12 protein-coding genes are annotated in these 20414 nt (G+C 58.1%); 9 read left to right on the plus strand and 3 right to left on the minus strand.

Going from position 1 to position 20414, the window contains the following annotated elements; translation table 11 throughout:
* The first annotated feature begins 108 nt into the window (after window positions 1–108).
* A complete protein-coding gene (gbpA, locus tag URZ40_RS06505; protein WP_316379785.1) occupies window positions 109–1560 on the plus strand; it encodes an N-acetylglucosamine-binding protein GbpA in 1452 nt (483 codons plus the stop codon).
* 89 nt (window positions 1561–1649) lie between these two features.
* Here the strand turns inward: gbpA and URZ40_RS06510 are convergent, their stop codons facing one another.
* Window positions 1650–4034: a family 20 glycosylhydrolase gene (locus URZ40_RS06510; protein WP_320720095.1), complete on the minus strand. Its 2385-nt coding sequence runs from the start codon at window positions 4032–4034 to the stop codon at window positions 1650–1652.
* Between the two features lie 166 nt (window positions 4035–4200).
* Window positions 4201–6909 carry a magnesium-translocating P-type ATPase gene (mgtA, locus tag URZ40_RS06515; RefSeq protein WP_320720097.1) on the minus strand — a complete coding sequence of 903 codons (2709 nt, stop codon included), beginning with the start codon at window positions 6907–6909 and terminating at the stop codon, window positions 4201–4203.
* A 391-nt stretch (window positions 6910–7300) separates the two neighbouring features.
* Here mgtA and treR point away from each other — a divergent pair, with 391 nt between their 5' ends.
* The 4 genes from treR to URZ40_RS06535 all read left to right on the plus strand — a co-directional run bounded on the left by treR (window position 7301) and on the right by URZ40_RS06535 (window position 12386).
* Window positions 7301–8248, plus strand: a complete 948-nt coding sequence (gene treR, locus URZ40_RS06520; protein WP_116343559.1) for a trehalose operon repressor TreR — start codon at window positions 7301–7303, stop codon at window positions 8246–8248.
* Between the two features lie 130 nt (window positions 8249–8378).
* Window positions 8379–9797, plus strand: coding sequence for a PTS trehalose transporter subunit IIBC (treB, locus tag URZ40_RS06525; RefSeq protein WP_116343620.1), 1419 nt, complete (start codon window positions 8379–8381; stop codon window positions 9795–9797).
* Window positions 9798–9848: 51 nt separating this feature from the next.
* Window positions 9849–11504 (plus strand): alpha,alpha-phosphotrehalase, encoded by a 1656-nt coding sequence (gene treC / locus URZ40_RS06530; RefSeq protein WP_320720098.1) that lies wholly within the window; start codon window positions 9849–9851, stop codon window positions 11502–11504.
* 135 nt (window positions 11505–11639) lie between these two features.
* Window positions 11640–12386, plus strand: a complete 747-nt coding sequence (locus URZ40_RS06535; RefSeq protein WP_061099423.1) for an oligogalacturonate-specific porin KdgM family protein — start codon at window positions 11640–11642, stop codon at window positions 12384–12386.
* Between the two features lie 8 nt (window positions 12387–12394).
* Here the strand turns inward: URZ40_RS06535 and URZ40_RS06540 are convergent, their stop codons facing one another.
* Entirely contained in the window at window positions 12395–13054 is a 660-nt protein-coding gene (locus URZ40_RS06540) for a MurR/RpiR family transcriptional regulator (protein ID WP_163330709.1), read from the minus strand.
* Between the two features lie 179 nt (window positions 13055–13233).
* On the opposite strand from URZ40_RS06540, the gene URZ40_RS06545 reads away from it, so the two are divergent.
* The 4 genes from URZ40_RS06545 to nrdD all read left to right on the plus strand — a co-directional run bounded on the left by URZ40_RS06545 (window position 13234) and on the right by nrdD (window position 20319).
* Complete coding sequence (locus URZ40_RS06545) at window positions 13234–14631, plus strand: fructose-specific PTS transporter subunit EIIC (RefSeq protein WP_316379790.1); 1398 nt, start codon at window positions 13234–13236, stop codon at window positions 14629–14631.
* Window positions 14632–14641: 10 nt separating this feature from the next.
* Window positions 14642–17236, plus strand: coding sequence for a glycoside hydrolase family 38 C-terminal domain-containing protein (locus URZ40_RS06550; RefSeq protein ID WP_320720099.1), 2595 nt, complete (start codon window positions 14642–14644; stop codon window positions 17234–17236).
* Window position 17237: 1 nt separating this feature from the next.
* Complete coding sequence (locus URZ40_RS06555; protein ID WP_320720101.1) at window positions 17238–17810, plus strand: PTS sugar transporter subunit IIA; 573 nt, start codon at window positions 17238–17240, stop codon at window positions 17808–17810.
* A gap of 370 nt (window positions 17811–18180) precedes the next feature.
* Window positions 18181–20319: an anaerobic ribonucleoside-triphosphate reductase gene (gene nrdD / locus URZ40_RS06560; protein ID WP_163330705.1), complete on the plus strand. Its 2139-nt coding sequence runs from the start codon at window positions 18181–18183 to the stop codon at window positions 20317–20319.
* Window positions 20320–20414 lie beyond the last annotated feature (95 nt).

Here is a 20414-nt window from a genome sequence, read left to right on the forward strand (position 1 = left end):
GCTGCCTTTTTTATTTCGACCATTTTTACTCTCTGCAGGAAATGACGCATCCCCCACTCCATTAATAGACTGACGCTGCCTTGTTATATTCTAATTAATGGACAAAGAATGAAACTCTCAAAAATTGCGTTGGCCGTTGCCACACTAACGGCTGCGTCTTCAGCACTTGCACACGGATACATAGAATCTCCTGCCAGCCGCGCTTATATGTGTAAGCTAGGCCAGAATATTGACTGCGGCTCCGTTCAGTACGAACCGCAGAGCGTAGAAAAAGCTTCCGGATTCCCGACCGGCGCCATGCCCCCTGACGGCCAGCTCGCCAGCGCAGGCATTGCCAACTACTCCCAGCTTGATAAGCAGAGCCTGAACGCCTGGACCAAAACCCCCATGACGGCGGGGCCGCATGAATTTGTCTGGCACCATACCGCGCCGCATAAAACCACCAACTGGCGTTATTACATCACCAAACAAAACTGGGACCCAAATAAGCCTCTGACCCGCGACCAGTTTGAATTAACCCCGTTCTGTACCATTAACGGGAATGGTCAGGCACCGGCGATGACGAAATCCATGACCTGTAATGTGCCCGCACGCACGGGCTATCAGGTTATTTACGGCGTATGGGAAATTGCGGATACCGCAAACAGTTTCTATCAGGCCATTGACGTCGATTTCGGCAACGGCGGCAACGTTACGCCGGACGACACGCCTGCGGTGGTGTCCGAATGGAACAAAACGCTGAGCGGCCAGATTGCCGGTAATAACCTGAATGCAGGCGATAAAGTCATCGCGCGATTCTTCGATGCCAACGGCGAAGTTGCCGCCATGCGCACCGAGATGACCATTAGTTCAGCAGCCCAGGGGGATGCAAACCAGTGGGCATACGATCTGGCGCAGAAAATCAACGCGGCGCACAGCGACGTACGCGTCGGCGTGAAGGATGAAGCGGGTGAAATCAGCCCGGTCCACGGCGCGAACAGCGTCTTCGTCAAAGACGGCAGCGCCCTGCAGTCCGTTGCGATCTCGTATGAAGAGCAGAAGGCGGAAGTGCATGAAACCATTGCCGTTTCTAACCTGCAGTACAGCAAAATCGAGAACGGCAAGGCAACCGTCACCTTCCACGTAAACACCAAAGGTGACGTGAACCTTGAAGCACACGTGATGAACCACAGCGGTGCGGAAAAAGGCTACCTGAAGCAGGACATGAACAACGCCAACCAGGACGTGACCATGACCCTGAATGACGTGACGGCGGGTCACCACATGCTGAAATACTACGCGACCAACAAAGACGGCACGATGTTCGCCCAGGACGTGCTGAACCTGATGCTGGAAGGCGATTCAGCCGCAGACGGCACCGGTCAGCACGATTTTATCTTCCCGGACAGCATTGCGTCTTACAAAGCGGGTACCGTGGTACTGCAGCCTAAAGACGGTAAGACCTACGAGTGCAAGCCGTTCCCATACAGCGGTTACTGCGTGCAGTACAGCCCAACCGCAAACCAGTATGAGCCAGGCGTTGGCGCACACTGGAAAGAGGCGTGGATTTTGAAGAACTGAGTAGTCTTTTCCCCTCACCCTCTCCCCATCGGGGAGAGGGGACCGATCGAGCCCCTCGCCCCTATGGGGAGAGGGGTTGGGGTGAGGGGTTACTGATTCCGCGTCGCGCGCAGCAGCGTCTCCAGCGGATACACCGCCGCAATCACCACCTCGTCCTGCACCTTCGCCGCGTTATCCAGCTCGCTCTGAATCGACGCAATCTCTTTATCATCCAGCGTGCCCTGGCGCGCCACCAGATCCGTCAGCCTCAGGCCAATGGAGGCCAGCTTATCCACCTCCTGAATCACTGGCTTCATCGCCTTCAGTTGATAGCTGTTTTCGCTTAGCGCCAGCGCGTCGCTGGTGTTGCTCTGCCAGCGGTTAAAGACGTGGCGCAGCGCATCGGCGCTTTCCGTGTCTTCCGCATCGCTCACCAGCCTGTCGGCCCATTTGTTCATCTGCCGCACCGTGGCGCTTTCGGCGTTCAGCGCATCCGCGAAGCGATTGAGCGGTTCGAACTGATGATAATTTCCCGCCTGGAACTTCAGGTGCTGGCGGGTGTAATACTGCGCGGGCTCCACCGCCTGGGCGAGGATCTGCAGCGGCAGAGTATCGGCATTGTTCGCCAGGCGCGTGAACTGCACCTGCTGCTGGGTATGCTGCTGCAGCCCGACTGACACCGTCGACCAGCTGTCCATCGCCTGCAGGCGGGTGTACATGTTGTCGACGTCGTTGACGTCCTGCGCGGACCATAGCCGCTCCGCCACTGCAAAGGCGCGCGGCCACAGGCGGATATCCAGCACCGGTGCGACCACGTTCTCCGCCCACAGCGCGGCTTCACCGCCGAGCAGGTTGGCCTGATTCGCCACGTCCGGTACGACGGGCGGAATGCCTTTCGGTACCTCGTCCAGACGCGAGCCGCTAATCGGGTAGCGCGTATTCCCCACCAGGAAGTAACCGGAAAGCTTGTCGTTATCAACGTTGACGACCGGGCGCGTCTCGCCCATCCAGGTGTCGACGGTGAAGGTCACCTGATTGTCGTCACGCCATTCAATGTCCTGCACCGCGCGGCGGGATTTCCCGGCAAAATCAATAAATCCGCGCCAGCCGGCATCCCCTTTTACCAGCGTAAAGCTCCCCTCTACCGGCTTGCCCTTCAGGCGAGGCATGGTGAAGGCCCAGCTCTGGACGCTGTCGGTGTCCGCTATCACATCCACGCCGTTCAGCCCCTGCGGGACGATTTCATTGCGGTAGTGGTAGGCGGTGGACTGGGGCTGATCGAGATAGAAGCCCGTCGAGAGAATGCCTTTGTAGCCGTTCTGCGCCACCTGCCCCAGCGCGTCCTGCCCCTGCCAGGACTGGATCAGAATGCTTTTCGGCAGGTCGGGATGGTAGATCTCGTCCCAGCCGACCATCTGCCGGTGATGCTTCTCAAGGATCGTTTCCAGCCTGCGGTTGAAATACGCCTGCAGCGCGTGGCTGTCGGCAAGCTTCTTATCGCGCATAAATTGCTGAATGGCCGGGTTCGCTTTCCACTGGCTGTCGTCCACCTCATCACCGCCGATGTGCAGATAGGGATCGGGGAAGATCGCCGCCAGTTCGCTGACCATCGCGTCGGCAAAGGCGTAGGTTGCGTCTTTTGTTGGATCCAGCACCGGCTTCAGCACGCCCCAGCTGCGCTCCATGCTGTATGGCCCCGGCGCACTCATCAGCTCCGGATAGGCCACGGCAATCGCCGAGGCGTGGCCCGGCATGTCGATCTCCGGCACCACGCGAATGCCGCGCTCGGTGGCGTATCGCACCACCTCGCGCATCTGTTCAGGGGTGTAGAACAGCCCGTCGCTGGCAAGCTGCGTCAGCTTAGGGTAGCGCTTCGAGCTGAAGCGCCAGCCCTGATCGTCGGTCAGATGCCAGTGCAGGACGTTGAGCTTCGCCGCGGCCATACCGTCGATCTGGCGCTTGATATCCGGCAGCGGGATAAAGTGGCGCGCCGAGTCGAGCAGCAGTCCGCGCCACGGGAAGCGCGGCGAATCTTCAATGGTGACCCACGGCAGCGAGGTGTTTTCCGCGCCGTTCTGCATCAGCTGGAGCAGCGTTTCCATGGCGCGCAGCGCGCCGAAGCGGGTGTTTGCGGAGATATCGACGCCGTTGGCGTCCACCGTGAGCCTATAGCTTTCATCGCTGTCCGGCAGCGGCTGCGGCTTGACCTTTTTGGCAATCGCGATGCGGATGGTCGATTTGTCTGGCTTTTCAGCCTGAGGCTGCAGCGTCCAGCCGGTTTGCAGGGCAATGCGCTGGCGCAGGCGGTTGACGGCGTCACCGAGATCGTCCCCGGTGACGCTAATGGATACGTTGTTGCTGAGCACCAGCGCGCCCTGGGTGGTCGGGCGTTCGACCTTAGCAGGCCAGGGCATCAAAGGGAGATCGCCTGCCGGAGCAGCAAAGGCAGAGGCGCCGAGCATCAGCCCGGCGGTTAAGAGACTGTACCGTAACATGAATGTTCCTTATCTGACGGGCCAAATAAAGGCAAAACATTCTGTTAACATGCGCTCAATTTGTCGTCAAGCGAATGCGCCGATGGAGATCACAGGTTGTTGAATTTGGGAGGAAAGCCAGTCCCCTCACCCCGGCCCTCTCCCCAAAGGGGAGAGGGTGAAAAACTTACTGCCACCCGTACCGACGCGCATAGACTCCTTTCACCATCTGCGTCAGCACCATATAGCCCGCGAGGATCGCCACCAGCCACGGGAAGTAGCTCAGCGGCAGCGCCTGCAGCTGCAGGTAGCCTGCCAGTGGCGAGAACGGCAGCGCGATGCCGAGCGCCATCACAATCCCCGTCATCACAATCAGCGGCCACGCGGCACGGCTCTGGATGAACGGAATGCGGCGGGTGCGGATCATATGCACAATCAGCGTCTGCGACAGCAGCCCCACCACGAACCAGCCGGACTGGAACAGCGTCTGATGTTCCGGGGTGTTGGCGTGGAATACAAACCACATCAGGCAGAAGGTCAGAATGTCAAAGATGGAGCTGATCGGCCCAAAGAACAGCATAAAGCGCCCCAGATCGGCGGGGTTCCAGCGCTGCGGCTTCTGGATCTGCTCGTCGTCCACGTTATCAAACGGAATCGCTACCTGAGACACGTCGTACATCAGGTTCTGGATCAGCAGATGCAGCGGCAGCATCGGCAGGAACGGCAGAAACGCGCTCGCCACCAGCACGCTGAAGACGTTACCGAAGTTGGAGCTGGCGGTCATTTTGATGTACTTGAGCATGTTGGCGAAGGTGCGACGCCCTTCGATAACGCCCTCCTCCAGCACCATCAGGCTCTTTTCCAGCAGGATGATATCCGCCGCTTCGCGGGCGATATCCACCGCGCCGTCTACGGAGATGCCAATGTCCGCCGCACGCAGCGCGGGCGCGTCGTTGATGCCGTCGCCCATAAAGCCCACCACGTGCCCTTCGCGACGCAGCAGGGTGACGATGCGCTCTTTGTGCATCGGGGTCAGGCGGGCAAACAGCGTGGTGCGCTGGGCAAGCTGCGCCAGTTCGTCGTCGGTGAGGTGCTCAATGTCGCTCCCCACCACCACGTCGCCCGCGTCAAGGCCGACCTCGTGGCACACTTTGGCGGCCACCAGCTCGCTGTCGCCGGTGAGGATTTTGACGGTAATACCGCTTGCCTTCAGCGCCTTCAGCGCCGGCGCGGTGGTCTCTTTCGGCGGATCGAGGAATGCGATGTAACCCTCAAGGATCAGATCGGATTCGTCGATACGCTGATAGTCCCCCTCACGCGCGGGCAGGAACTTGCTCGCCACCGCCACCACGCGCAGCCCCTGACGGTTCAGGTTATCGGTGACGCGCTTAATGCGGCGCAGCATGGTGTCGTCCAGCGGGACGATCTCACCGTTATAGCGAACCTGCGTCGATACGTTGAGGATCTCCTGCAGCGCCCCTTTGCAGATCAGCTGGTGCACGTCTGTCTGCTCGCTCACCACCACCGACATGCGGCGGCGCTCGAAGTCGAACGGAATTTCGTCCACCTTCTGCCAGCGGCCGGAGAGCGTGCGGGCGGCTTCCTCGTCCACGCCTTCCAGCACCGCCACGTCGAGCAGGTTTTTCAGCCCCGTCTGGTAGTGGCTGTTCAGCCACGCGCTGTGGAGCACGCGCTCGCTGGTTTTACCGGCAATATCGGTGTGGTTCTCCAGCACGATTTTGTCCTGCGTCAGGGTGCCGGTTTTATCGGTGCAGAGGATGTCCATCGCGCCGAAGTTCTGAATGGCGTCCAGGTGCTTGACGATCACTTTCTGTTTAGAGAGTTTCACCGCCCCGCGCGCCAGCGTGGAGGTGACAATCATCGGCAGCATTTCCGGCGTTAAGCCAACGGCCACGGAGAGCGCAAACAGCGCCGCCTCCCACCAGTCGCCCTTGGTGTAGCCGTTGATCAGCAGCACAATCGGCGTCATCACCATCATAAAGCGGATCAGCAGCATGCTGACGCGGCCAATCCCTTTCTGGAAGGCGTTCGGCTCGCTCTCCTGCTCGCTGACGCGCCCGGCAAGCTGTCCAAACCAGGTGTTGCCCCCGGTGGCGGTGACAATCGCCTGCGCGGTGCCGCTCACAACCGTGGTGCCCATAAAGCACAGGGTATCGCACTCGAGCGGGTTCATCTGCTGCGGGTCGCGGCTGCGCGCCACCTTTTCAACGGGCAGGGATTCCCCGGTCAGCGAGGCCTGCGCCACGAACAGATCGCGCGCCTGGATGATGCGTAAATCCGCCGGGATCATGTCCCCCGCCGCCAGCTTCACCAGATCGCCCGGCACCAGCTGGTCGATAGGCAGCTCCACCCAGGCGTTTTCGCCGAGATCGTTAATCACCCGCGAGACGGTCGCGGTGTTGCTGACCATCGCCTTCAGGGCATCCGCCGCTTTGGTGGAGCGGGCTTCCTGAATGAAGTTCAGCAGCGTGGAGATGCCTACCATCAGGGCGATGACGCCCGCGGCGAACAGATCTTCCGTCGCGTAGGAGATAATGCCGAGCACGGTCAGCAGCAGGTTGAACGGGTTGCGGTAGCAGAGCCACAGGTGCACCCACCACGGAGAGGGCTTCTGCGCCGGGATCTGGTTATCGCCGTGCACGGCGCGGATTTTTTCCACTTCAGACGCGTTCAGCCCTTCAGGATGACCGCCAAAGGCGCGCCAGACTTCGTTTTCATCCATCGCCGCCACGTTCAGGCAGCGTTCGGTCAGGGACGCGGGGATCGCCGCCCCCGCCATGTTTTTAGCATTGGGCAGCGGGTCGCGCTGAACAAGACGGTGTGGCAGGTGGCGGCTCAGCAGCGCCTGCAGCTGCCGGGTGATATTTTTAAACATAGACATTCCTCCGCATCCGCCTGGGCGGACGCAGCATTCCCTTCAGGCGTGGCAAAGCCGTACCTGTCAGGCACTCAATTTTTCAAGCAGGAACGTTTGGGACGTTGCTGCCTCACATTACCGGTGAGACAGCAAAAGCTGGCTTACCGGAAAGAACGTGTTCTCCCGTTCAGGAGAGGTGTGGGATCGGGATCCATAAAGCCTCCGGTAAGTAAAAAAACAGGGTGTCGCCGCGCAGTATAAGGATTTAAGCGTACCCTTTGTGGCGATTCGGGCGATATTATACCCGCCTGCAAATAAACAGTACGTAAACCAGACTTTGCCCATAGCGAAATCGCGCTATAGCATTAGGCTCAATTGACCATTTTGTCGTTGTTACAGGGAAAACAGCATGCAGAACCGCCTTACGATTAAAGACATCGCGCGTTTAAGCGGTGTGGGGAAATCCACCGTGTCGCGCGTGCTGAACAACGAAAGTGGTGTCAGCGAACGCACCCGCGAACGCGTTGAGGCGGTCATGAATCAGCACGGTTTTTCCCCTTCCCGCTCCGCGCGCGCCATGCGCGGGCAGAGCGATAAAGTGGTCGCGATCATTGTTTCGCGTCTGGATTCACTCTCAGAGAACCTCGCTGTGCAGACCATGCTGCCCGCCTTCTACGAGCAGGGCTATGACCCGATCATGATGGAGAGCCAGTTCTCGCCGCAGCTGGTGGAAGAACATCTGGGCATGCTCCAGCGACGCAACATTGACGGCGTGGTGCTGTTTGGTTTTACCGGCATCAACGAAGAGATGCTGAAACACTGGCAGCCCTCTCTGGTGCTGCTGGCGCGCGATGCCCACGGTTTTGCCTCCGTCTGTTATGACGACGAGGGCGCGATTATCACCCTGATGCAGCGCCTGTTTGACGAAGGCCATCGCCACATCAGCTTCCTTGGGGTACCGCACGCAGACGTCACCACCGGCAAGCGCCGTCACGAGGCATACCTGGCCTTTTGCAAAAAGCACAATCTCCCGGCCGTGGCCTCCCTGCCGGGGCTGGGCATGAAGCAGGGCTACGAGCAGGTCGCCAGCGTTCTGACGCCGCAGACCACCGCGCTGGTGTGCGCCACCGATACCCTGGCGCTGGGCGCCAGCAAATATCTGCAGGAGCAGCGCATCGATAGCCTGCAGGTGGCGAGCGTGGGCAGCACGCCGCTGATGAAGTTCCTGCATCCGGAGATCATCACCGTCGATCCAGGCTACGCCGAGTCCGGCAGACAGGCCGCCGCGCAGCTGATCGAGCAGATCAACGGGCGGAGCGAGCCGCGTCAGATCGTTATTCCCGCTCACCTTTCGTAACCCCTCTAAAACGGATTATTGTGATCTTCGCCCGATTTCGGGAACGTTCCCATTTTCGCCGTCACGCTGAAGGAGTAGGCTTGCGCTCAGGTCATTACACCCCTCTCACCATCTGTCATGAGGTTTCATGATGAGTAAAGTCAAACAAGCAGATATCGATCGGCTGATCGTCCTGGTCGGCGGCCGCGAGAACATCGCAACCGTCAGCCATTGCATTACCCGCCTGCGCTTCGTGCTGAACGATCCGGCCAAAGCCAATCCGAAAGCCATTGAAGAGCTTTCCATGGTTAAAGGCTGCTTCACCAACGCCGGACAGTTCCAGGTGGTTATTGGTACCGAAGTGGGCGATTACTATCAGGCTCTGCTGGCGACCACCGGGCACAGCGCGGCGGATAAAGAGCAGGCCAAGAAGGCCGCGCGCCAGAATATGAAATGGCACGAGCAGCTGATTTCCCACTTCGCGGAAATTTTCTTCCCGCTGCTGCCAGCGCTGATCAGCGGGGGCTTAATCTTAGGCTTCCGTAACGTCATCGGCGATGTGCCGATGAGCGACGGCAAAACCCTGGCGCAGATGTATCCGGCGCTGAAAACCATTTACGACTTCCTGTGGCTGATTGGCGAGGCGATCTTCTTCTATCTGCCGGTCGGGATTTGCTGGTCCGCGGTGCGCAAGATGGGCGGTACGCCGATTCTCGGTATCGTGCTGGGCGTCACGCTGGTCTCTCCGCAGTTAATGAACGCTTACTTACTTGGTCAGCAGGTGCCTGAGGTGTGGAACTTCGGCCTGTTTACCATCGCCAAAGTGGGCTATCAGGCGCAGGTCATTCCGGCATTGCTGGCCGGTCTGGCGCTGGGCTTTATTGAAACGCGCCTGAAGCGCATCGTGCCGGATTACCTCTATCTGGTGGTGGTGCCGGTCTGCTCGCTGATTCTGGCGGTGTTCCTGGCGCACGCCTTTATCGGTCCGTTTGGCCGCATGATCGGCGACGGCGTGGCCTTCGCGGTCCGTCACCTGATGACTGGCAGCTTCGCGCCAGTCGGTGCCGCGCTGTTTGGCTTCCTGTACGCCCCGCTGGTGATCACCGGGGTGCACCAGACCACACTGGCTATTGATATGCAGATGATCCAGAGCCTCGGCGGCACGCCGGTCTGGCCGATTATCGCCCTGTCTAACATTGCGCAGGCGTCGGCGGTTACGGGCATCATCATCGTCAGCCGTAAGCACAACGAGCGTGAGATCTCCGTTCCGGCGGCCATCTCTGCCTACCTCGGCGTCACCGAACCGGCGATGTACGGTATCAACCTGAAATACCGTTTCCCGATGCTCTGCGCGATGATCGGCTCCGGTCTGGCGGGCCTGCTGTGCGGCCTGAACGGCGTGATGGCAAACGGGATTGGCGTCGGTGGCTTGCCGGGCATCCTCTCCATCCAGCCCGCTTTCTGGCAGGTGTTTGCCCTGGCGATGGCGGTAGCGATTATCGTCCCCATGGCGCTCACCACCGTGGTTTACCAGCGTAAGTTCCGTCAGGGCACGCTGCAGATTGTTTAACTTCATCTTTCGGGGCGCAGTTGCGCCCCTTCGCATTTGCAGGAACGCACTATGAATACCCTTCCTCACTGGTGGCAGAACGGCGTCATCTATCAGATTTACCCAAAGAGTTTCCAGGACACCACCGGCAGCGGCACCGGCGATCTGCGCGGCGTGACCCAGCGCCTGGATTACCTGAAATCCCTCGGCATCGACGCCATCTGGCTGACGCCGTTTTATATCTCCCCGCAGGTGGATAACGGCTACGACGTGGCGAATTACACCGCCATCGACCCGTCCTATGGCACGCTGGATGACTTTGACGAGCTGGTTGCCCGGGCGCACGAGCGCGGCATTCGCATTGTGCTCGATATGGTGTTTAACCACACCTCCACGCAGCACGCCTGGTTCCGCGAGTCGCTGAACAAAGCGAGTCCGTACCGCCAGTTCTACATCTGGCGCGACGGCACGCCGGAGCAGCTTCCTAACAACTGGCGATCCAAGTTTGGCGGCAACGCCTGGCGCTGGCACGCCGAGAGCGAGCAGTACTACCTTCACCTTTTTGCCCCAGAGCAGGCGGATCTCAACTGGGAAAACCCGGCGGTGCGCGAAGAGCTGAAAAAGGTGTGCGAGTTCTGGGCCGATCGCGGCGTGGACGGCTTGCGCCTGGACGTGATTAACCTCATCTCTAAAGATCAGGATTTCCCGGACGACAGCATCGGCGACGGCCGCCGCTTCTACACCGACGGGCCGCGCATCCACGAATATCTGCAGGAGATGAGCCGCGACGTCTTCACCCCGCGCAACCTGATGACGGTGGGCGAGATGTCCTCGACCTCGCTGGAGAACTGCCAGCAGTACGCGTCGCTCGACGGGCGCGAGCTGTCGATGACCTTTAACTTCCATCATCTGAAGGTGGACTACCCCGGCGGCGAAAAGTGGACGAAGGCGAAGCCTGACTTCGTGGCGCTGAAAACCCTCTTCCGCCACTGGCAGCAGGGGATGCACAACAAAGCCTGGAACGCGCTGTTCTGGTGTAACCACGACCAGCCGCGCATCGTGTCGCGCTTTGGTGACGAAGGGGAACATCGTGTGGCTGCCGCGAAGATGCTCGGCATGGTGCTGCACGGCATGCAGGGCACGCCGTATATCTATCAGGGCGAAGAGCTGGGGATGACCAACCCGCACTTCAGCCGCATCACCGACTACCGCGACGTGGAGAGTCTGAACATGTTCGCGGAACTGCGGGCCAGCGGCCGCGAGCCGGATGAATTGCTGGCGATTCTGGCGAGCAAATCCCGCGATAACGGGCGCACGCCAATGCAGTGGGACGCGTCGCACAATGCGGGCTTTACCGAGGGCGAGCCGTGGATTGGTGTCTGCGACAACTACGAAACCGTGAACGCCCGCGCGGCGCTGGACGACCCTGATTCGGTGTTCTACACCTATCGGTCGCTGATTAGCCTGCGTAAAACCCTGCCGGTGCTGACGTGGGGAGACTATGACGATTTGCTCCCGGAACACCCTTCCCTGTGGTGCTATCGCCGCCGGTGGCAGGGCCAGACGCTGATGGTAGTGGCGAACCTGAGCGGCGAGCGCCAGCAGTGGCAGCCGGACCCGGTACAGGGCGCATGGCGGGTCGCCCTTAGCAACTATGAGGACGTCCCCTCCCGTCCCGATACGCTGCTATTGCGCCCGTTTGAAGCCATCTGGTGGGTGCAGGAATAAACGTCAGGAGATACAGCATGCTGTATCTCCTTTTTTATGTTTAGCGATACGCTAAATGTACGACGATAACTTTTACATCACGACGTACCCAAAATAAAAATAGCCCTGCCAATTAAATAACCTCGGCAGGACATTATGAAAAAGACAATTATTAAAGCAACGTGTATTAGCGCATTATTATTAAGTACGCAGGGATGGTGCGGAAATACGTCCGTCGACCTTCGTTTTGGGCATAATACGCGCTCAGACGTCAATGATTCACGTATTAAAGTGATGCACCAGGCGAATAACGGCTTTTACTTCTCCGTTGAAGCCGCACAAAACCACAACGATACCTTTTTTGGTGATACCGACCGTTATAATTCCGACGACAAGGGGTTAACGGAAGCGGCGCAGGAGATTGAAACGCGCTGGCGCTTCGATCTGGGAAATGGTTTCGCCGTTGCGCCTGGCATGGTGACGGTTTTCACCGCCAGCAATACCCATTACCGCCCCTTCATTCAGGGGTGGAAAGCGTTCGATAATGGTCTGAACCTCTCCGCCCGTTATCGCTATAACACCGTCAATGACGCGCACAGCGACAAAGAACTCGACGGCAGCGGCTACACCCGCCGCCAGTCACACCAGTTCGACATTTGGTTCGCGTACAACATTGGCAAATTCGGCATGTCCTACAACCCGCGCTTCCGCTGGCAGGATAATGTCGATCAGGGAACCGGGGATGATACCTACTGGGAACATACCGTCGCGTTCAACTACAAGCTCGACGATGGCTGGACGCCATACGTCGAACTGGTTTCGCTGGATAAAACCTATATCAACGATGACGGCAACCATGAAAATGATTATGCCGTACGTCTGGGGATAGTGAAGCAGCTCTGACGACCTGACTACACCGTATCGTGCTGCAGCAGCCTGCAGCCGATACGGTCCACGGCGCTTAACAGTTCAAGCTGGCCCTCCCGCTGATACAGCGACACCGCGTTAATGTCGATCGGTAACGGCCAGCATAGCGTTGAAATTGCCGCCAGTGTCGACCCCTCGCGGGTAATGGCAATAATCTTTAAGCCTTTACGCAGCGCGTTACGCGCCATTTCAATCAGCGACTGCGTCTCCCCGGATTTACTGATCAGCACCAGCGTCCCCTTCGATACCCGTGTCAGCTGGTGCATGTCATTCAAAATAAGGTGCGGCAGGCTCGCCAGCGATAAAAAGCGCGACAGGTAGTTGAGGCTGGTGAGCGAGGCGCCGCGTGCGTACAGATAGATATGGCTGGAATGGGCGAGCAACCTGGACACCTCCGCCACAATATCGTCCGCCTGTGGCCCTACGTCGGGCGCTACTGGCGCAGGGCTAAAATGATCGCGCAAAAAACGGTACCGGAGCTCGGTATAACTTTTATACCCCATTTTTTTACACACACGATTAACGGATGTTGTCGTTGTAAAGGTATCACGGGCAATCTCTTTTGCCGATATATTAGAAATATTACACGCGTGATGCTGAATGTATTCAAATATCAAACGTTCACTTCCCTGAAATGAATTCATAAATTACGCCCTGTTTAATCCCGACATGATATTAACACAACGGAAAAATAGTCTCTGGAAGGCGCTTCACACATTGCATTTACGCGTATCACGATACGTAATTAGTATTAGCAAACGTTAAAAACTGTTTTAGGTTCTCTTTATACTTTCCCTGTTTTCACATCCAGGGAATTATGACAATGACGAAACAAAAAGTTGTCGCGGTAACAGCCTGCCCGACGGGCATTGCACATACCTTTATGGCGGCGAATAAAATTATTGCATGGGCTAAAGCGCACAATATTGAGGTTAAGGTCGAAACGCAGGGCAGCGACGGCGTTAAAAACCGCTTAACGAAGCAGGACATCGCCTCCGCCACGGCCATTATTCTGGCAACCGACGTCCCCATTCAGGATGCCGAGCGCTTTGAAAACATTCCTCACCTTCAGACCCGTACGCAAGAGCTGATCAAGCATACCGATCGATATCTGCGCCAGGCGCTGGCCATGGAAAAAAGCGTCACCACTGTCGTACATGAAGACGATCTCCAGCGTTCGGCTTACCAGATTTTTATCGGCCATATCATGGCAGCCATCAGCTATATGCTGCCGGTGGTGGTCATGGGCGGGCTGATGATGGCAACGGCTAAAATTACCGGCCAGTTTATTAACATCGAACATTCGCCGTTCAGCGTGCTGGATAAAATGGGCTTTATGACCATCAAGTTCATGTATCCGGTTTTCGCTATGTATCTGGCATTTTCCATTGCCGGCAAACCGGCGCTGATCCCCGGGCTTATCGGCGGCATTATGTCCGACGAAGTCTACAAGCGCTTCTTTGATATCGAAGGTTTTATGCCGTCCGGCTTTTTCGGCGCGATCGGCATCGGCTTTTTTGTGGGCTATCTGGTGCGCTGGCTGAACGATGCTATTCACGTCCGCCAGCAACTGACCACCATTAAGACCATGCTGATCGTCCCGCTGATCACCGGCATTACGCTGGTGATGGTCATGGAGTATTTGATTAACCCCATTTTTGGCTCACTTAACCAGCTGATGGTGGTCTTTTTTACCTCGGCAGGTGACACCGGGCGCGGGTTCTATTCTGCGATGATAGCCGCAGGCACCGCGTTCGACCTGGGCGGCCCGGTTAACAAGGCGGCAGGTTCCGTCGCACTCGGCCTGAATGGCATGAGCGAGACGTTTGATTTAACCGCCCGTGAACTCTCCATCGTCATCCCCTCTATTGGCGTTGGCTTTGCCGCGTTCCTTAACGGCCGCTTTGGACTACCGGATGTCTTCAGCCGGGAAGAGAAGACCGTTGGCAGCACCTCGCTATTGCTGGGCGTTATTGGGATCTCGGAAGGTGCGATCCCGTTCATCCTGAAAAACCCACGCCTGATCCCGGTGTTCATGACCGGTGCCGTCGCTGGCGCGCTGGTCGCCATTGCACTCGGCGTGAAGCAGACGCTGCCGCTACCGGCCATCTGGGGCTGGCCGCTGGCAACCAACGTGGCGGGCTACCTGGCGAGCGTCTTTATTGGCGCACTGATTTGCGCCCTGGGCGTGCTTTACGTCAGCCCAAAGAACGCCAGGTAAGGGGAACGTCATGAATCAGATCCACGTCATTGCCCACACGCACTGGGATCAGGAGTGGTATTTCACCCGTCAGGACAGCATGGTGCTGGCGTCATATAACTTTGCGGAAGTCATCGACACGCTGGAGCAGGACCCGGCATATAGCTGCTATCACCTTGACGGCCAGATGGCGGTGGTGGAGGACTTTCTCGCTATCAATCCCGATTATCGCGCCAGGCTGGAAACGCTGGTCAGAGACAAAAGGATCTTCGTGGGGCCATGGTATACCCAGACGGACACCTACAACGTGCATGGCGAATCCATCATCCGCAACCTCAAATACGGCATCTTCGCCGCCCGGACGCTGGGGCACGCCATGCAGGTTGGCTATCTTCCGGATACCTTCGGCCACAATGCGCAGATGCCGACGATCTTGCAGGGCTGCAATCTCGACAGCATCGTCTTCTGGCGCGGTATCGATCATGACAGGCACGCCAAAAGCAGCCAGTTCCTCTGGCGCGCGCCGTCAGGGGCGACCGTTATCGCCTGCGCGATGGCGTTCGGTTATGGCGCGGCGAAAAACATAGGGTCAGAAGCGAGCCATCTGGAGGACAAAATCTTTCCGATGGTCAATCACCTGCGTTCACGCGCCGGTATCAACGACCTGCTCCTGCCCTGCGGCGGGGATCAGGTCAGCATCGACCCGGCGCTGCCGAAAATCCTGGAGCTCGCCAGCGCACGCTCCCCAGACGAGGACCGGTACGTCCTCAGTTCGCTGGAGCGCTACGTCGACACCCTGCGCGCGCAGCGTGAGCAGTTTGAACTATGGGAAGGAGAGCTGAAATCACCGCGCTACACCCGCATTCATAAAACGATCGGCTCCGTGCGCTACGACATCAAAAAGAAAAATGATGAGGTTGAGCAGTTCCTCCTGCGACAGCTGGAGCCGACAATCGCCATGGCGCGTCATCAGGGCATCCCGGTCAACCTCTCAGTGGTCGATACCCTCTGGAAGAAGCTGTTGCGAAGCCACGCCCACGACTCCATTGGCGGTTGTAACAGTGATGCCACCAACCGCGACATCCTGCATCGGCTGGAGCAAACCGAACAGCTGTGCCACAGTCTGTGGAATCTGGTGGTGAAAACCCTGGCCGCCTGCATTCAGGACGGCGACCTGCTGATTTTCAACCCGCTGGCCGCGCAAACGCAACGCGTGGTGAAAACCACTCTCTACAGCCGCGCTGACAATATCGCGCTGACGTATCAGGGCCAGCCTATCCCCTTCGACGTCCTGAAAAGAGACGTGTTGCCCGGCGGAACGGCGATCTCCCTTACCGCTGAAGGCGAGTGTGAAACGCCCCTTCCCCCTTATTTCCGCTGGCAGGTTGCTTTGCAAACCCCGGTTCTGCCGTCGGTCGGCTACATCACGGTTAACGTGGAAGATGACCCTGCGCCGTTCCGCCAGCATGTACAGACAAAGGGAAGCGAGATAGTGAATGCGCACTATCGACTGTCGCTGGACGCCGGAACGCTAATCCTGGAAGACAAACGCAGCGGCAGGCGTATCCCCTCTCTCTTTACCCTTGAAGACTGCGCGGATGCGGGCGACAGCTACGATTTCTCGCCGCTTGCGGGCGACGTGCCGACGCGCTGTTCGCATTTTACGCTCGTCGACAGCCTGAAAACGCCACTTGTTGAAAAGCTGATCGTTGAGGCCACGATGCTTCTTCCGCAGGATCTCGCAGGCCGTCAGAATACGGACCGAACGCCGCTATCCATTCGTCTGGTGTGCGAATTACGCCACGACGATCCGAACCTGTATGTCGAGAGTACGCTTGAAAACAGCCACTGCGATCACCGGCTACGTTTACTGATCGACAGCGATATTCACACCCGTCACGCTATCGCCTCCCAGCCCTTCGCGATAATCCAGCGCGAAACGGGATGTGCCGGAGAAAACTGGCAGGAGCGCTATCGCGAGATGCCCGTGGATATCGAAACCACCGAAGGCATTATTGCCGTCGCGGAAGCGGGCAAAGCGCTGGTGGTGAATAGCCGAGGTATGAAAGAGTTTCAGATTATCGGCAGCGAACCGGCGGCGATTGCCCTGACATTGTTTAAAGCGACGGGCGTGCTCGGGCGCAACGATCTCGACTGGCGGCCAGGCCGGGCGTCCGGCATTAATAATACGGTGGTTGAAACCCCCGATGCCCAGTTGCTGAAACCGCTGCACTTTTCATTCACCGTCGCGCTGGCCGACAGCGCCGACCATCTCACGCTTCGTCGGCTGGAAAATCAGGCCGCCGGGCAGCCCTTCACCTATCAGCGGCAATCGTTGCACACGCTCGATCACCGTCTTGAGCGCTTTTCGTTGCGCCTGCCCGACCGCCAGCTTCCGGCACAATTCTCACTATTGACCCTGCCGGAGCCGCTCATCCTTTCTGCCCTGCCCCATGCGCAGCAGTCGCGCGGCACGGTCGTCCGGGTGTTTAACGCCGGGACGCAGCCGGTTCCCGTCCCGGCAGCGCTGGCAGAGCTCCATCAGATCAACTATCTGGAAGAGCCGGTGCAGCCGGTAACGGCGATCCCCCCTTCCGCGACCTGCGATTTTTTAATGGAGGCTTAATATGAACTTGCTTGCATTGACGCACCCCGATCTGGTTTTTATCAACCCGCCGCACCGTACGCCTGAAACGCTGATCCGCTGGCTCGCCGAACCGCTCGCCGGGCGGAAAATCATCAGCGATCAAGAAACGTTTATCCAGAGCGTTTTACAACGCGAAAGCGAAGGTCCTACCGCGCTGGGTGAAGCGCTCGCCGTTCCGCACGGTAAAACCGAGGCGGTGCAGCAGGCGGCGTTTTGTCTGGCGCTCTTTGACGACCCGATACGCTGGCCGGGTCTGGAAGGGGATGAAGAGGTGAGAATGGTTTTTCTGCTCGCCATTCCGCCCGCAGAAGCAGGCAGTACCCATATGCAGCTGCTGACGACGCTGACCAGTTTATTGACGGAAGATCGGGTACGTGAGCAGCTTCTGGCGTCGCGCACCCGGGAAGAGGCGATGTCAGCCCTGAGTGCTGAAGAACCGCAAAAACAGGATGCGTCCCCCGACCGTTCCCTTCTCATTCCGATGATACTGGGTAGTATCGCTACCGCAGCCTTTATACAGGCAGGATTGAGCTGGGCCTGCGGAATGAGTTAACCGAACGGCGCTCAGCACGTACCGTGCTGAGCGCTTGTTTTTGTTGAATAATTAATCAGATTTTTCCTCTGCGTCTTTACAAAGGCTGAAGCGCCCGCCGTTTGTACTCTCGTCTTTTTACTTTGTTCTGCGTCAAATAAATCGCAAACTTGTTTGATGCAAATCACTATATGTAGCACTTAAAATGCACGCCGACCCAACATCTTGTATTTTTCGTCTACTATTCCAACAACAAGACGGCGCTGACGCTGGCCGGAACTGTGGATAACACGAGCTGGGAACGCGGGAAGTCTTTGGCCCGGCGGGGAATACGCCCGGTGAATACTTCTCCACCTCTGTGGATAACCTGTTTTCAAAAAATGGAGTGATCATGACACCGCATGTGATGAAACGTGATGGCTGTAAAGTGCCGTTTAAATCAGAGCGCATCCAGGAAGCCATTCTGCGTGCAGCTAAAGCAGCGGGAGTCGATGACGCAGATTACTGCGCCACCGTCGCAGAAGTCGTTAGCAGCCAGATGACTGAACGCAGCCAGGTCGATATCAACGAGATCCAGACCGCGGTTGAAAACCAGCTGATGGCGGGGCCTTATAAGCAGCTGGCGCGCGCCTACATTGAGTACCGCCACGATCGTGACGTGCAGCGTGAGAAGCGTGGTCGCCTGAACCAGGAGATCCGTGGCCTGGTGGAGCAGACCAACTCTGCCCTGCTCAACGAAAACGCCAACAAAGACAGTAAAGTGATCCCGACCCAGCGCGACCTGCTGGCCGGTATCGTCGCCAAACACTATGCCCGTCAGCACCTGCTGCCGCGCGACGTGGTGTCTGCGCACGAGCGCGGCGAGATCCACTATCACGATCTCGACTATTCGCCGTTCTTCCCGATGTTCAATTGCATGCTGATCGACCTGAAAGGCATGCTGACCCACGGTTTTAAAATGGGTAACGCCGAGATTGAACCGCCAAAATCCATCTCCACCGCCACCGCGGTTACGGCACAGATCATCGCCCAGGTGGCGAGCCATATTTACGGCGGGACCACCATTAACCGCATTGATGAAGTGCTGGCCCCGTTCGTAACGGCGAGCTTCAACAAGCACCGTAAAACCGCCGAAGAGTGGCAGATCCCGGACGCGGACGGCTACGCGCACTCCCGCACCGAAAAAGAGTGCTACGACGCGTTCCAGTCGCTGGAATATGAGGTGAACACGCTGCACACCGCCAACGGCCAGACGCCGTTTGTGACCTTCGGTTTTGGCTTGGGCACCAGCTGGGAATCACGCCTGATTCAACAGTCCATCCTGCGCAACCGTATTTCCGGCCTCGGCAAGAACCGCAAAACGGCGGTATTCCCGAAACTGGTGTTCGCGATTCGCGACGGCCTGAACCACAAGTTTGGCGACCCGAACTACGACATCAAACAGCTGGCGCTGGAGTGCGCGAGCAAGCGCATGTACCCGGACATCCTGAACTACGATCAGGTCGTTAAAGTGACCGGCTCGTTTAAAACGCCAATGGGCTGCCGCAGCTTCCTCGGCGTGTACGAAGATGAAAACGGCGAGCAGATCCACGACGGGCGTAACAACCTGGGCGTGATCAGCCTGAACCTGCCGCGCATCGCGCTGGAGGCCAAAGGCAATGAAGCTGAATTCTGGAAACTGCTGGATGAACGCCTGCAGCTGGCGCGTAAGGCGCTGATGACCCGTATTGCTCGCCTTGAAGGAGTGAAAGCCCGCGTCGCGCCAATCCTCTATATGGAAGGGGCCTGCGGCGTGCGCCTGAAGGCGGACGATGACGTGTCCGAGATCTTCAAAAACGGCCGCGCGTCGATTTCGCTGGGCTATATCGGCATCCACGAGACCATCAACGCACTGGCTGGCGATACGCATATGTACGACAGCGAGGCCCTGCGCGAAAAAGGCATTGCGATTGTTCAACGCCTGCGCGACGCGGTTGACCAGTGGAAAGAGGAAACCGGCTACGGATTTAGCCTCTACAGCACGCCGAGCGAGAACCTGTGCGACCGCTTCTGCCGTCTGGATACCGCCGAGTTCGGGATTGTGGAAGGCGTGACCGACAAAGGGTATTACACCAACAGCTTCCACCTCGACGTGGAGAAAAAGGTGAACCCGTACGATAAGATCGACTTCGAAGCGGCCTATCCGCCGATCGCCAGCGGCGGCTTCATCTGCTACGGCGAGTACCCGAACATTCAGCACAACCTGAAGGCGCTGGAAGACGTATGGGATTACAGCTATCAGCACGTGCCGTATTACGGGACCAACACGCCAATCGACGAGTGCTACGAGTGCGGCTTTACCGGTGAGTTCGAGTGTACGAGTAAAGGCTTCACCTGCCCGAAATGCGGCAACCACGATGCGGCCCGCGTCTCCGTGACCCGTCGCGTGTGCGGCTATCTCGGCAGCCCGGACGCGCGTCCGTTTAACGCCGGCAAGCAGGAAGAGGTGAAGCGCCGCGTGAAGCATTTGGGGAATGGGCAGATCGGGTAAGTTCTGCGCAGGGTTCTCCCCCTCACCCTACCCCTCTCCCTCAAGGGAGAGGGAACTCTTCTCCCTCTCCCTGTGGGAGAGGGCCGGGGTGAGGG

The sequence above is a fragment of the Enterobacter sp. 296B2 genome, from assembly GCF_034106185.1.
Lineage (GTDB): Bacteria > Pseudomonadota > Gammaproteobacteria > Enterobacterales > Enterobacteriaceae > Enterobacter > Enterobacter cloacae_N.